This window comes from Bremerella sp. TYQ1 (genome assembly GCF_020150455.1).
In the GTDB taxonomy this organism is placed as follows: Bacteria; Planctomycetota; Planctomycetia; order Pirellulales; family Pirellulaceae; genus Bremerella; species Bremerella volcania_A.
Genome location: NZ_CP083740.1, coordinates 5,480,424 through 5,494,592, shown reverse-complemented (window position 1 = coordinate 5,494,592; position 14,169 = coordinate 5,480,424). Strand labels below are relative to the sequence as shown.

12 protein-coding genes are annotated in these 14,169 nt (G+C 54.8%); 3 read left to right on the top strand and 9 right to left on the bottom strand.

Features of this window, described 5'->3' with window-relative positions; genetic code table 11:
• Positions 1-9: 9 nt before the first annotated feature.
• The 4 genes from LA756_RS22305 to LA756_RS22290 form a co-directional block, all read right to left on the bottom strand.
• Positions 10-2,031, bottom strand: coding sequence for an FAD-dependent oxidoreductase (locus tag LA756_RS22305; protein ID WP_224436934.1), 2,022 nt, complete (start codon positions 2,029-2,031; stop codon positions 10-12).
• A gap of 90 nt (positions 2,032-2,121) precedes the next feature.
• Complete coding sequence (locus tag LA756_RS22300) at positions 2,122-3,039, bottom strand: phosphodiester glycosidase family protein (protein ID WP_224436933.1); 918 nt, start codon at positions 3,037-3,039, stop codon at positions 2,122-2,124.
• A 6-nt stretch (positions 3,040-3,045) separates the two neighbouring features.
• Entirely contained in the window at positions 3,046-4,725 is a 1,680-nt protein-coding gene (locus tag LA756_RS22295; protein ID WP_224436932.1) for a hypothetical protein, read from the bottom strand.
• Positions 4,712-5,299 carry a sigma-70 family RNA polymerase sigma factor gene (locus tag LA756_RS22290; protein WP_224436931.1) on the bottom strand — a complete coding sequence of 196 codons (588 nt, stop codon included), beginning with the start codon at positions 5,297-5,299 and terminating at the stop codon, positions 4,712-4,714. The genes LA756_RS22295 and LA756_RS22290 overlap by 14 nt, the downstream gene beginning before the upstream one ends.
• 322 nt (positions 5,300-5,621) lie before the next feature.
• Between LA756_RS22290 and LA756_RS22285 the strand changes: the two genes are divergently transcribed.
• The 3 genes from LA756_RS22285 to LA756_RS22275 all read left to right on the top strand — a co-directional run bounded on the left by LA756_RS22285 (position 5,622) and on the right by LA756_RS22275 (position 8,055).
• Positions 5,622-6,554 carry a DUF1559 domain-containing protein gene (locus LA756_RS22285; RefSeq protein WP_224436930.1) on the top strand — a complete coding sequence of 311 codons (933 nt, stop codon included), beginning with the start codon at positions 5,622-5,624 and terminating at the stop codon, positions 6,552-6,554.
• A gap of 107 nt (positions 6,555-6,661) precedes the next feature.
• Positions 6,662-7,051 (top strand): hypothetical protein, encoded by a 390-nt coding sequence (locus LA756_RS22280; protein WP_224436929.1) that lies wholly within the window; start codon positions 6,662-6,664, stop codon positions 7,049-7,051.
• Between the two features lie 179 nt (positions 7,052-7,230).
• A complete protein-coding gene (locus LA756_RS22275; RefSeq protein ID WP_224436928.1) occupies positions 7,231-8,055 on the top strand; it encodes a phosphodiester glycosidase family protein in 825 nt (274 codons plus the stop codon).
• A gap of 51 nt (positions 8,056-8,106) precedes the next feature.
• On the opposite strand, the gene LA756_RS22270 is transcribed toward LA756_RS22275, so the two are convergent.
• The 5 genes from LA756_RS22270 to LA756_RS22250 all read right to left on the bottom strand — a co-directional run bounded on the left by LA756_RS22270 (position 8,107) and on the right by LA756_RS22250 (position 14,110).
• Entirely contained in the window at positions 8,107-9,939 is a 1,833-nt protein-coding gene (locus tag LA756_RS22270; RefSeq protein ID WP_224436927.1) for a CotH kinase family protein, read from the bottom strand.
• Between the two features lie 74 nt (positions 9,940-10,013).
• On the bottom strand, positions 10,014-10,733 hold the full coding sequence (locus LA756_RS22265; RefSeq protein WP_224436926.1) for a DUF4956 domain-containing protein: 720 nt from the start codon (positions 10,731-10,733) through the stop codon (positions 10,014-10,016).
• 238 nt (positions 10,734-10,971) lie between these two features.
• Positions 10,972-11,397 carry a hypothetical protein gene (locus tag LA756_RS22260; RefSeq protein WP_224436925.1) on the bottom strand — a complete coding sequence of 142 codons (426 nt, stop codon included), beginning with the start codon at positions 11,395-11,397 and terminating at the stop codon, positions 10,972-10,974.
• Between the two features lie 59 nt (positions 11,398-11,456).
• Positions 11,457-12,860: a UdgX family uracil-DNA binding protein gene (locus LA756_RS22255; RefSeq protein ID WP_224436924.1), complete on the bottom strand. Its 1,404-nt coding sequence runs from the start codon at positions 12,858-12,860 to the stop codon at positions 11,457-11,459.
• A complete protein-coding gene (locus LA756_RS22250; protein WP_224436923.1) occupies positions 12,860-14,110 on the bottom strand; it encodes a putative DNA modification/repair radical SAM protein in 1,251 nt (416 codons plus the stop codon). Before LA756_RS22250 ends, LA756_RS22255 begins: the two co-directional genes overlap by 1 nt.
• Between the last annotated feature and the right edge of the window lie 59 nt (positions 14,111-14,169).

Here is a 14,169-nt window from a genome sequence, read left to right as displayed (position 1 = left end):
TCCGGTGCGTTACTTCACCGGGACGAAAACCACGGCATCGATGATCACATGACCGTCGGTGCCGTCGTTGCTGACGACCACTTCGGCCGATTCGTCGAACGTAAATTGTCCTAACGAGACGAACAAGTCATCGACGTTGGGCTGCTTACGTTGATCGATGGTGACTTGCTTCGTTCCTTCGGCCGAATGAATGGCGATCGGAAGATTGCTGGCACGATTGCTGTTGGCCGAATAAGCCAAGCGAACGTCGTACTTGCCTGGCTTCAGCTTCGTCGCGAACGAAACGCTGCTTTTGCCTTTGGCCTGATTGCCATCGTGATGATAGCCACGTCCAATGAACGGACGAATGTGGGCCGACTCTTCCCAGGCTCCCACGAACTTGGCATCGCGGTCGTCGACAACGATACCGTCGATTTTCTTAGGCGAAATGGCCATCGCCGGTTTGCCGCGGGTCCCTTCATACTTGATGATCTGCCCATCCGCTTTCAACCGCTGGGAAAGCTTCGCGTAGTCGACCTCTTGGACGATGACTTCGTCATCAATCGCTTGCGATGCCGCAGTTGCCGCGCTTTGTCCCAAGATCATAAAGACCGGTTCCATTCGAATCGAGCCGAACGCGATATGGCTGGAGGATAACGCGACCGGCACCAACAGGTTTGTACATTCCGACTTTTTTGGCGTGATCGCGCGGTAGGCGATGGGATACGGGGCGACACGAATCTCGACGTTGCCTTCGTTACGAATCGCTCCGTCAACCGCAACCATTTGGCAGTGGTGCGAATCCATGTTGTACGACGCGAGCCCGATCGAATCTTCCGGCACTTCAACGCCTTGGCAGTTGTCTTGCGTCATGACATAGTCGCTCAACATGCGGCGACCTTCGCGGATGTAAAGCTCGTGCGTCCAACCGCTTGTCTCTTGATATTCATCGGCCGGCAAGCCAAAGCTGGCAAACCGCTCGCGCAGTTCGGCCGGAACACGGGGCGAATGGGTCAGGAAGTACATCACGCCGATCTGGTAATTGGCATGATCCTGGAAAAGCTGTTCGCGGCGTTTCCAATCCCCTTCCGGCCAATCGGTATTACCCCCAACAAAGTCAATGAAGTAAGCCCCGTTGAACAAGTGATGATTGTTCGTATCGATCGACCATCCAATGCGTGGGTCGGCCCCCGATTCAAACAAGCGGGCTAGAACTTCATACTCCTGGGTGTCGTAAACATTAGGCTTAGGAAACGGAAGTCGGTCCTTGTCTTTCACCAACCGCATGCGGAAGCAGTACGCTTGGATCGCTTTGTCGCCGTCGCCGGGCGTTCCTCCATCGGCAACGATACGCGGCAGAAGTCCACTACTTGGATCGCCAGGTTTGACGTAAGGATCGATCGCTTCAGGGAAGTTATGCCCCCCAGTGCCAGGCTGGCGAATGCCGTTGTACGTCTCGTCGTAAACGCTGTTCGCCTCGCGGCCGACCGAGTACGAGACGCCAGCACGAGCCAACAGATCGCCTTCGTACGTGGCGTCGATAAACTGCTTCGCTTTCACGACGAGGCCATCTTCCATAGCAATCGAAACGATCCGCGAGCCCTCTTTATTGACTTTATCGAGATGAGCAAGGTAGTGGACCGGCACCTCCGCTTCTTCCAGCATCTGCTTATAAGCGTTCTCGGCGTCCGACGGTTTGAAATTGCGCTGACCGATCTTGCTGTAGAACTCGCGAGCGATGCCGCCGCAGACGTCCGCTTCGCCACCATCGGTATGGCTGAGACCGCCGGTCGTTAAACCACCGACATGCTTGCCAAACGAAAGCAGTACGGCCGACTTGCCCATCCGCTTCGCTTGAATCGCCGCGACCACGCCACCGCTGGTCCCGCCGTAAACACAAACGTCCGCTTCGATCTCGCGGGGCTCAACTTTTTCCGGCGGATAATAGTACCGCAGCCCAGCCACGGCCGGTTGCGGAAGTTCTTGAGCAAACGCCGATTGGCACGCCAGCGGCAACAACAGAACGATCGAAAGAAGAAGCGGTTTGAGCATGGGGCAGAATCGCAGTGAGGGGTTTTGAATATTTTCATTGAATTCTACATTACAATTACCCGGCACAAAACAAGCAACTTCGAATCCGCCTCATTCGCGATCGTAGATCCGAAAACCAAGCGTCGTGCGATTGGAACGCAACTGAATCAGCCCCTGCGGGTTTCGATCGGAAGGAATATTCAGAATCCGAAGCGGACCATCAGCGTTTGTTCGCCCAACGAAGATCGTGTTGCCCCCTCCCCCAAGATTCATCGCCGCATCGACACCGAGCCCGACCATCCATTGTTGCGTATCGGCGATTGTCAGTCCGTTGGCATGGTCTGGCCTTCGACCATCGACGATCAGAATAGTGACCACTTTGCCAGTCGGATCGATCCCAAGAACAGTTCGTGGATGTTCGGCGTCGTTCGCCGCATAGGCTGCGGCAACGTCCGTCACTGGCTTTCCATCGCGAACCAACATTCGGTGGGCTCCTCGTCCACGAATCACATGGATGACATCCTTATCGTACTCGTCCGAATCGTCGAACTCGAAGTGGCCATCGCGATAGATACGTAGCGTGGTTGGAAAGTTGGCCGGTGGCTTTTCGATCCACTGCCCTTCAACCATGCAGGGAACAGCCATCTTCCCCCAACTGGCCAGCGTATCGCTCGCTTTCGTTGTGGTGAAAAGTTCATCCGCATTGATGGCCAGGTCGTAGCCAAACGTTTCCGCGGAGGCAAAGACATTCATCCCGGTCGTGTGGTACTCGCCACTACCATCCGGATCGGCACCACCGATACTGTAAAACACATCGACGTTGGGCTTCGTCGTATCGATGGTTAGTGCTTGAATCGAACGGGGTACCGGCTCTTTCAACTGCCACGTCCGCCAAACCACGCCATCGGCCAGTGTCCGTGTTTCGGTCGGTTGGGGAAGGGAATCTTCCGCCGTAGCGAACGCCCCCCACAGCAGGACGAATGTCCACGCCACAAGCAATCTCTTCACTTGGAAAGATGAGGAAAACATGATCGATCAATCTGCTTGAGAGGGAGCCACCGAATGGAACGACGGGCCGAGACGAATTTCGTCGAAGTCAGTTGAGTAACGCGAATGGATGGCGATTTCACGAATACGAAAGTCGGCGATCTCTAAGTCGAACGTTGCATCGTCGTCGACCGGAGGACTTTGCAGATCAGGATTCAGCCAGACATGCACATGCTCGTTACCTGGTTGAAAGCTAATACGGACAACGAAGAACGCTACTTTCCCGGTGGACAGATCACTGGCAGCGACCTGACTTTCGTCGACATCTTCGACACGGAACTCGCTGGCCCAGTTTTCGTTTTCTTCCAGCTTGCCGAGTCGCAAAGCGCCTTCCTTTCGATGAAAGGCTTGGAGAAACGCATAGCGATGCTCGGCCTGACTGTCATACGACTGAGCGAGGAAGCTCATCCACAATTCGGTTCCATCCGCCCCGAGCCCTTCGTCATCGACTACTTCCTGTGGAAGCCGAGCTAGGTCGATTGCCCGCGTGGTGAAGCTGTGAGCCCCGTACGATGTGCGTAGCTGCCCCCCTTCGGTCTGCAACACGTTGCCCTCGGCATCCTTGTAAGCCAATTCGCCGAGTGCCCTTTGATCGTCTGCGTGCGACCATTTGAGAGGCGCCCGTTCGATACTCGCGACGAGATTGCCTTGCTCTGACCAAGGCGATTTCCAGCCGAAGCCCCCTTGATGGAATGCGAGCCCAGGATGCTCGGTCTGACTCTTGAAGATCGACTCGGCGTAGTCGAACCCTTCGTATACCCAAGGAACTTCCAGCGGCTGAGCGAGGGGTAACGTTAACGCGGCACGTACTGGGCCCATGTTTCGCTCGATCCAATCGGCGTCCATCACGAAGAGACTTCCTTGATCGATCCACACCGATTGGCCGGCCAAGAGATTGGTTTCGTGGATGTCTGATGCTGGGGCTTTGAGCTGGAGCAAGACTTCTCCGCTGAGCACATCGACAATGGTGCCAGCTTCCGGCAACGCACGAATGCCGAGCCTCGAGGCTCGGTCGAATGTGAACGTCGCTTCGGCAGTCTCGATCTTCAGCGGCGTGTGAGTTGAGTCCGGCACCCAGCGCAATCCGAGGCTACCTTCTTCAAGCAATAGACTTGACTCACTTTGTCGCTCGACGGTGACTGGTCCCATCAGCAACAGCGTTGAAGAACTTGTCAGTCGTGTCTCGCTGAAACCTGTTTGAAGTGTCAGGGGCTCTTCGCTCGGCCACTGTGCGAAGTCATCCGTGGGAGGACCGGAGAGCCACACGGCTTGGGCCGAACTTCGAGGTATCAAATTGAGCTCGGACGCCTGAGACACGTTTTGATCGACAGCCCGATCTGGCGTGAACGCGGCATTCCAAAGAGCGATCGACAATAATGCTGCAGCCACTATTCCGCTGAACAACCACAACCCACTTCCCCAGCGACTGCGGGTAGGCGGGTTCGTTTTTCCTTCGAGAAGCGTAAGCCCTCCACCGGACAGTTGCTGATCGTTGGGATTGCCTTTTCGCGTGAGCAAGACGTGCAGCATGATCCTTTGAAAGGCGCGATCGGCATGCTCCGGATTTTCACGAAGCCACTCGGCCAGCTGCTTTTCCTTTTCAGGATCGAGGTCAAGATTGCCATCCAGATGATCCTCAATCAACTCCAGCGCATCACTCTCCTTCATCGTTCGCACCTCCGCGGACATTACGTTGAATGCATTCGGCAAGCACGGCGCGAACACGATGAAGCAGAACGCGAATGGTGCCGGAAGAAGTGTTCATCTCTTCGGCGATTTGACTTTGGTTCAAGTTATCGAAGTATCGCAGCTCGATCAGCCGACGACTTTTGGGAGGCAACTTGGAAAGACAAACATCCAACGCATCGGACTGTTCTTCCAAACGAAAGAAAGTCCGGCACGCCGCTTCGGCCAATGGTTCTAAAGCTTCACCGAGAAAGAGATGCCGATCGCGATAAGTGCGACGAAAAAAATCGGCCGTCTTGATCTTAGCAATCCACAGTACCCAAGGGGGAAACGGCCGACTGCGATCGTAATCCGCAAATCGACGAGCCGCTTCCACGGCCACCTCTTGCAGGACGTCGTCGGCATCACAAGGCTGCGGCAGCGCAGCAAGGAGAAACCCTTTCACGACAGGTTCGGCCTGGGGCCATAACTCTGAGAGGGGCTTTTCGTCAGTCTCCGACGAGTCGGACGGCGGCTGGATTTCGCTCTCCATCTCGGCAACTAGGCTTCGGCTCATGGGCGACGATTCGATCTGCGGGATCGTTAAACGACGAGACGATAGGTAATGCGATTTTCTATCGTCGCACTCTCTATGTTGAACGACTAGGGGTTTACGTTAACAACAAAATTGACATTTGGCAGAACAGAAACGGAAATCCGCGGAATCAGGTCCTGAATTGTGAGGATTCGATGAATTCAATTTTCCACAGTTAACGAGCGGCCGTTTTACGCGACAAGTCTTGCGAGCCCGACTCGGTCTGGGTTTCAAAAGTTTTTCTTCAATTTATGTTTCGCCTCGAAACCCCATGGAGACGCCAGCGGACGGTTGGCACAGTCAAATGAAAAGCAACCAAAAAGGCTTTACTCTCGTCGAACTGCTGGTGGTGATCGCCATCATTGGCGTGCTGATTGCCCTGCTACTTCCAGCCGTACAACAGGCCCGGGAAGCGGCTCGCCGCATGTCGTGCAACAACAACTTGAAGCAGTTGGCGTTGGCGATGCACATGTATCACGACACGCATAACAAGTTTCCCGCTGGTCACGAGTATTACCCTCCCGGCACATTACAGCGATGGTGCTGGGCTCACGCGTTGTTTCCTTACGTCGAGCAAAAAGCTTTGTATGACGAAATCCGTACGCTCAATCCAACGTACATGATGGATGTTCCGGCAAGCTTGAAGGACACTCCAATTTCTGCGTATGTCTGCCCTTCCAACATTGGCGATGCGATGGGCGGCAACGGATCTTCCAGCGGTAACGCGTACCGACCTACGTCGGACCCAGGTTTCGGTTTCAAGTCGAGCTATGTCGCTTGTGCTGGTAGCAATAACTTGGATCGCGACGTCGAACTGAACGGCATGTTCTGCTGGAACAAGTATGCCGACATGTCCTCGGTGAAAGATGGTACCAGCAACACGCTTTTGCTTTCCGAATGTGCGGCGCGCGTTCAAGAGGATACCGGCTGGGGTGGCTCTGGTTCGATCTGGGGCGGTGCGACATTCGGCGGCTATGGCTTCAGCACTGAATATGGCCCTAACACAACCGTTTCAGATCAGTCTTATCAAGCGATCGGCAGCACACCCAAGTACCCTATCGTTGCCGTTGGATCAAGCTACGACGAACTGCGTCACTTTGCTCGCAGCTATCACCCCGGCGGCGTCAATGCCGCCTCGGCAGATGGAAGTGTGCGTTTCTTCTCCGATACGATCGACCTGACGACATACAACGCCCTGGGCACCAAGCGTGGCGGCGAAACGCTAGGCGACTTTTAAACAAGCATTGTGGAAAGGGTGGAGTAGTGCGGTAGCGAACGAGCTGCCGCACTACTTGGCCCGACACCCCTCAAAGTCAAACCCATTCAATCGATAAAGCACACGACATGAAGACATTTCTTAGCCTGGCTTGCGTTGCGGTCGTTTTCGCGTTGGTCGGATGTTCCGGCGATACGACACGAGGAATTGTGAAGGGCTCTGTAACCTACCAGGGCGAGCCGGTTCCAGAAGGACAAATCATCTTTCGACTAGCCGACAATAGCGCCGTCGAAGGGGCAATCATAAAGGATGGCGAATTTGAATCTTCGGCACCCATTGGTGAATGCTTCGTACAAATCACCGCACGAAAGAAAGTTGGCGTGAAGAACCCAAGTAGCGCCCAGGAAGAGAATCCGTTCGCCACGGTCGCCTACATTCCTGCGAAATATAACGACAAGTCGACACTACAGCTGAATGTTGAATCGGGAACGCAGGAACGCGACTTCCATCTGGAATAGTCGTGCGACTCGGACCATTCGTTGTTAATGTTATCCTGCCCAGTTTCCTGAAACCTGGAGCCCTCGTCAGTTGACGACGATGGCTCGCTGCGAGTTCCATGACCTACTACCGACGCGCCTGTTTTCTTTTGTTTTCTGCTATCCTTTCACCTGCTTTTATTTTTGCCGACGATGTCGCGATGCTTCCCAGCAATGCGGTTGTCGAGCCTTCGCGGAACATCGAGAACGCAGTCGTCTTATGGCAAGAGAAACACTTGTCGCCTGAGCCATTGGCGATCCACATCATGCGGATCGACCTTCAAAACTCCGACTACGAGACAATCGTTATGGTCGGAGACGATCCCGATGGCGACGGCCCAGCGGAAGCATCGTTGACCTATCCGGCTGATCTCATGAATCGCGATGGTGCCGTTGCCGGGGTGAATGCGAATGCGTTTGCCCGCGTTCGAGATCAAGATCGATTCCGCCATTGGTACGAAGGAATGCCGGTCAACATGCTTGGAATGGTAACCACGCACGGAACGGTTCGCAGCATGCTCGAAAACCCTAAACGTTCGAAGTCAGAAGTTGCGTTCTGGGCCAATAAACAGTCGCTTGGGACGATCGGCAGACCTTCGCCTCATGCCTACCCACAGGATTCCGTGGGAGATTTCTACGGCCTTCTGCTTAGCGAAGGGAACGTGATTCCCAACCCCGGCGGCGAACGACATCCGAGAACCGCCTTGGGAATCGATAAGACGCGAAGGTATCTGTTCCTCGCAGTTGTCGATGGCCGTCGCCCGGGCTATAGCGTGGGCGCAACGCTGGAAGAGATGGCCAAGATCATGAAAAAACATGGCTGCCATAGTGCGATCAACATGGATGGCGGAGGCAGTTCAATCATGATGTATCGTCGTGATCAAAAGGAGAAGCTACATACGTTCAATCGCCCGTCATCCGGCGAGCCTCGACCGATTCCGGTTATGATTGGTGTGCGCAGAAAAAAGCCGCAGGATGCATCTTAGTCCCGCGGCTTTCGTTGGTTGCTTGACGGTTACTTGTAATAACGATTGGCGTTAACGCTTGCTGGCCTGAGGATCTTGGTAGTTCAGCAAGTAGTCGCGACGCTCTTCGCAAAATTTACGTAGCGAAGCAGCATCCGCTTTGGCGTTTGCATCCATGGAAGTCGTTTGCAAGAACGCTTCGGTCGATTCCAGCTTGCGTGTGTCGCTGGCGACAATCGCTTCAATTTGTTTCGCATGCTGCTGGACGATGGCGTCGATTTTTTCAGGGGCCAGCGATTTCTCTGCGATTTCTCGCACATAGCCAAGGTACTTGGCACGCAGGCTTGGTATCGCCAACAGCTTGTTGCGAAGTGCCATACGGGGATTGTCGATCGACACGAGTGGATCGAGATCCGCTCCGCCATGACCCGGTCCGCCGGGACCACCGAAACCGCCTGGCCCGCGACGTGGGCCGCCGGGCCCTTGTCCTCGTTCTCCTTCCGCTCCGGGAGGTGGCCCGAAGAAACCAGGGAAGAATCCACCTGGGCCTTCGCCCTCTGGACGTGGACCACGTTCGGCACGTTCGCCATCGTCAGGTCCCCGCTCGCGCGGATCGAATCGGGGACGATCTCGTTCGTCACGATCCCCTTCTCCCCGTCCACGATCCCGCGGACCGCGATCGCCCATCCCCGGAGGTGGCCCGCCTGGTCCGCGACTTCCACCACGGCCCCCTTGGAAGGCTTCGTTCATGTCGTGGGGAATCAAATGGAATCGTTTTTCGTGATCGAGAAACAGGTAATAGTCGCTTGCTCGTGTCCAATAGCCGTCGCTATTGACCAATGCCACGTCAATGGCGAGGAACTTAAGAGCCTCGTCGATATCGAGCATCGGTTCCAATTCTTTTTCCAATTGATCGAGCGGTGTTTCATTCAATGTGCGACACAGGTCGACCAAAGCTTTCCAGGCTTTGTTGCCGTCGTTCGACTTCATGTCGTAACGAGCCTTGTACGGTTCAAGCTCTTCGCCCATGTAACGTAGTCCACCGTCGCCGGCAGGACTGCCGCTGACTTTCCAGCGCGTCCCCTTCGAGGGATCAAAGTGCTCGGAGATGAAGGTCTTGTCGTATTGCTGAACGTTGGCATACACGCCCCAGCTTTCGCCATTGATCACCACTTGGACATGGTTGGCTTTCGGCACGGGGATGTAGTCGCTGGCAATCTTCGAGTAGAGAACCGTACTCATGAAAGACGCATCGCCAGCACAGTTGAGAAGGTTCAGCGTTTTATAACCGTACAAACGTTGATCGTCGTCGGCCATGTCGATGGAAACATTGAAAGAGCGTTTGTAGCCGGTCGGCACCATGCCATAGGAAGACATGCCGCGGAATCGCATCCCGACGTTTTCGTACGTCTTTCCATCCACGGTCAATGTTGCGGGAACATCGACGTCGGTGCCATGGAAATCTTCCAGTTCCTTTTCCCAATCTTCGTTTTCAAACTCGAAGAAAAGCGTTCGCACGACGTTCGCATCGTAGAGACCTGCTTTGGTGTTGGTTGCGACATCGCTTGGGCTCACCTTCGGTCCTGGCTGTGGGGCAGGACGATTACCGCCACGGCCGCGACGACCTCCCGGAGGTCCAAAACCGCCACGGCGTTCCCCTTCTGACTTCGCTTCGGCACGTGCCGGGACACGTTCCTTCTGGTCGAGCCAGCCGTTTTCGTCCTGATCGAATTTTTCGACTAGCTTACGATCTTCGCTACTCCCAGGTGGTCCGAAGCCTCGCGGTCCTCCAGGACCACCTGGTCCGCCTGGGCCACGAAAACCCTCAGGCGGCTGGGCGATGACAAACGCCGCAGGAATGAGAAGTAAGATGCCGGGAATGGCCCAACGAAGGGTACGTGTCATCGTGAAACTTTCGATAGAATTCGCGAAAAGTGGTGAGTTCGCCGAGCATCACTCGGTCAAACGCTTACCTTGGGTTATGGATTCTCTTTCGGTGGCGAAGGGCTCGGCGGCGTCCAAATAGTGAGCGTCGCTTTGCCGTTGGGGAGATCGATGTTCTTGATCTCAAAGTCAATGACGTCCAGTCCAGTCCGCTCGCGCAGATCGGCCAAAAGTGCCTCTCGGTGATCGTCGCCGAGCCATTGCAAACGGTCGTATTCCAGCGTGTACTTCGAGAGCTTTTCCTTCTTGCTCTGCTTTCCATTACCATTTCCGCCGTTCGATTTTCCGCTGCCAGGTTCCTCGCCGTTCTCCGGTGGTTCCTTCTTTCCGTTGCCATTCGCGCCAACAACGCGTTCTTTCAGCATGGTTGTTGCGAAGATCACCGAGTTGACCAAAGCGACTTCGGCATAGCTGGTCTTTTTGTTTGCCAGCGAGTTGATCACCGCGATTCCAATGACGATGAACAAGTAAGTCATTTCTTTCGGACGAATCGCGTCGGTTCGATAACGCAGTACGCCAAAGACGGCAAAGAGGCCCAACGCCAACCCCAAGTCGAGCTCTAGCTTCTTCATCGTGAAGCAGATGAAAAAGACGACGATGTTAAGCATGACCGCCGTGAACGCGAACTCGCGGCGCCGTTGGCTGGGATAGATCCCGAACACCACAATCAACGTGAGGAACAACAAGTTGATCGCAAACCGGACAAGTAGCTTGAAAATGTCCGTATCGAAAAGGGGGACTTCAAGGAATTCCATACACGCACTTACAACAAAGCCTGGCCGCACTCCAGCGGACCAGTATCGGGTGAACAACAGTCGATCAGCGGCGACGAAAACGCCGAGCGGTCTACTGTTAAACCCACGTTAAGATTGTAAGTACCGGGCAAATCATAAGAAAAGTCGAATTGCCGCTTGGGATACCTCGCCAAACGCCTGGAAGCTTGGCGCGTTCCCCCTGAAATAACGATACCGCTGCGGGTCTCCGAATCGGCTATTAGTTCACAGATATCTGGCTCAGTTGTTCCCACGCCGTCGGCAGGGCGTCGGTATCGAGATGGCTCCGCGAGGCAGACGCGATCTCGGCCAGCGGGGTGATATTGAGATCTTGCAGAATCCGCTCGACGCTCGGCGATCGGCTTCGCCCCTCAAGCATTGGCAGTGCGAAATCAAGCCGGATCCCAGTCAGCATTTCCGTTGCTTCCCAGCGCGAGAATGTTTCCTCGATGGCCGTATTCCATGGGCTGAGGTATTCCGGAAACGCAAAGCGGCCGTCCGGCAAGACGTCGAGAAAGATTACTTCGCAACGCATACCAGGCGGAAGATTGGACAGAATACGTAATGCACGACGGTGCGACGCCGTCCGAGCGACATCGCTATCAGGCGAGCCTACGACAATCAAAATGCGAGGGGTGTGAGTCATGGTTCTTCGTCTTTCAGGCCTGCTAACCGTAAAGCTCCCAATCCATTCACCAGCATTTTCTATGCCTTGGCTTTCTCGGCCGCGCGACGCAAGTCTTCTGTCAAATGCCGGATGATCTCCTCCTTCCGCTTCACGTCACGCACACGAAGTGCGGCCGACGGATGATAGGTCGCGATCGCCTCGCAATCGTGAGGCCCGGAAAAGAATTGCCCACGGCTGGTTTGAATCTTGAAGCCACGTCCGAGCACGGCTTGAGCCGCCGTCGATCCAAGGCACACAACCACACGGGGAACCGTCAATAGAAATTCGGCCTGAAGCCAAGGGTGACAGGCCGTTACCTCACTGACGTTGGGTCGCTTGTGAAGTCGCTGCTTACCCCGTTCTTCAAATTTGAAATGCTTCACCGCATTGGTCAGGTACACCTCGTCTCGACGAATGCCTGCATCCTGTAACGCTTGATTCAAAATCTGACCAGCCGGACCTATAAAGGGACGTCCCACGAGATCTTCCTGATCGCCTGGCTGTTCACCTACAAGGACCAAACGACTGGGAACTGGCCCTTCCCCGGCGATGACCTGAGTTGCATGTTCGCATAACGAGCACGCATCGCATTGGGCAAGTCCTGCTTGGAATGACTCCACGGTCAAATCCTCCGGCAGGTAGCGCTCGGCCGTAAATGCCACACCTTCGCGATGCGAAATCATCGATTCGGTGCGAGTATTCGCCTTCCGGATCAAATCGTCGATCAGTTCCGCTTCGGGAAGCGTCTTCCAATATCGAACCGGCATTTCGGCTTTCATCGCTTTCGTTTTTAAGCGAGCCGGATTGAAGATCGATGCGTAGTAAGTTTTCCACAACTCTTCTAGCGAATCAGCGCGAGGACGCTGCGACATTGGCACGCCTGGCCCCCAGGCAAACTGCTTGCCATCCCAGCTAACGGATTCATCAGGAGTTAAGATTGTCCAATCCATGCCACGAAATCGGCGGGCAAAAAACGGGGCGATGAGCCTCAGCACTTTGTGGTCTGGTTCATGCCAGGCCACGTACTTTTCGCGGTCGGACTCGGTTTCCACCTGGCAGAAGCGGACGAACGCTTTCATCTTATGGGCATCGCGGCGGACTGCTTTTTCCATCATCGAAGCACGATAAATGTCGTCGTCGACGGTGACCTGCATTAACTTAGGCTCGCCATGCGTCAACCGCCACAAGATTCGATATAGCAAGTCGTACCGATCAACATCGCGGTGGCATACCACACGATCGGCCAACTGCATGAATTTTCGATCGACACGAAATGGGCGTGCGGCCGGTAACTTTTCCTGCGGAGTGTTGGTGGCTCCGAATAGTTCGGCCTGAGAACTGTTTTCTCGAAAGCAGACTTCCCGCGGCGAAATCTCGGCGGCAATCAACTGCCGGGCCTGATTCCGCCAGTCTTCAAACGACTCGACATGTCTCGACTGCATCAGACTTCTCCACTGCGAGCCGAGTCGATCGCATCGAACAGCGAAAGCTGCCGTTCGGTGCTTGTCTTTTGCTTGAGCTGCAGCGAGTCGAGCAGTTTGAGCGATGGATTCGCATCGGTCGTAATGACAAACGGCGCCGCACGTTTCCAGGCAACTCGCAGCTTCTTCAAATCAGCCACCGACAAACTGCGATGCTTGCGAATTTGCAGGATGCGGCCGACGCTTCGGCTGCCAATGCCTGGTATCCGGAGCAGCATTTCTCGATCAGCACGATTAATATCAACCGGGAATCGGTCACGGTTCGCCAAAGTCCAGGCCAGTTTCGGATCGATGTCCAACGGCAGGTTTTGCTGCTGCGGCGAAAAGAGTTCATCCGCTGAGAAGCCGTAAAATCGCAATAGCCAATCGGCTTGATACAACCGGTGTTCGCGGACTAACGGTGGAGCCATACCGGGAAGTCTGGCATCAGCGTGCGGGATTGGACTGTACGCCGAATAGTAAACGCGACGCAGCCGTTGATCCTGATACAGACTCGTTACCGTTTGCAGGATGGTGGCATCGGGTGTCTCGGTCGCTCCTACGATCAACTGCGTGCTTTGCCCAGCTGGGGCATATGAAGGAGCTTTGAAGCCTTGCTTTTTGTCGGCTTTGGTTTCGTCGATTCTCGTTTTCACGGTGTCCATCGCCGTGACAATTTGCGTTGAATCTTTCTCCGGAGCCAGCTGTTTCAGGTCGTTTTGTGTTGGTAGCTCGATGTTGACACTTAGACGATCGGCCCAACGACCGGCCTCATGGATCAGTTCGTCAGAGCAGCCCGGAATCGTTTTAAGATGGATGTACCCACCATACTGATGTTCGCTACGCAGCTTTTTGGCCACCATGGTGAGCTGCTGCATGGTGTAGTCGGCATTCTGAATGATGCCCGAGCTGAGAAACAATCCTTCGATGTAGTTACGTTTGTAGAACTGTAGAGTCAACTGCACGACTTCATCGACGCTGAAGCGAGCCCGAGGCGTATCGCTCGAAACCCGATTGACGCAAAACGTACAATCAAAGATGCAGTAATTCGTGAGCAAGATCTTAAGTAGCGAAACGCAGCGACCGTCGGGGGTGTAGCTGTGGCAAATGCCCATCCCTTCGGTGCTGCCGATCTGACTGCCGCGGCGGGTCTGTTTCGATCCGCTACTGGCACACGAAGCGTCATACTTCGCGGCGTCGGCCAGTATCTCCAGTTTTTGACGTGTGTCCATTGAGGCTCCTTATTTCCTGTGGGCTGTTAACCGCACGAGCTTTTTTTCGGTAACACGGT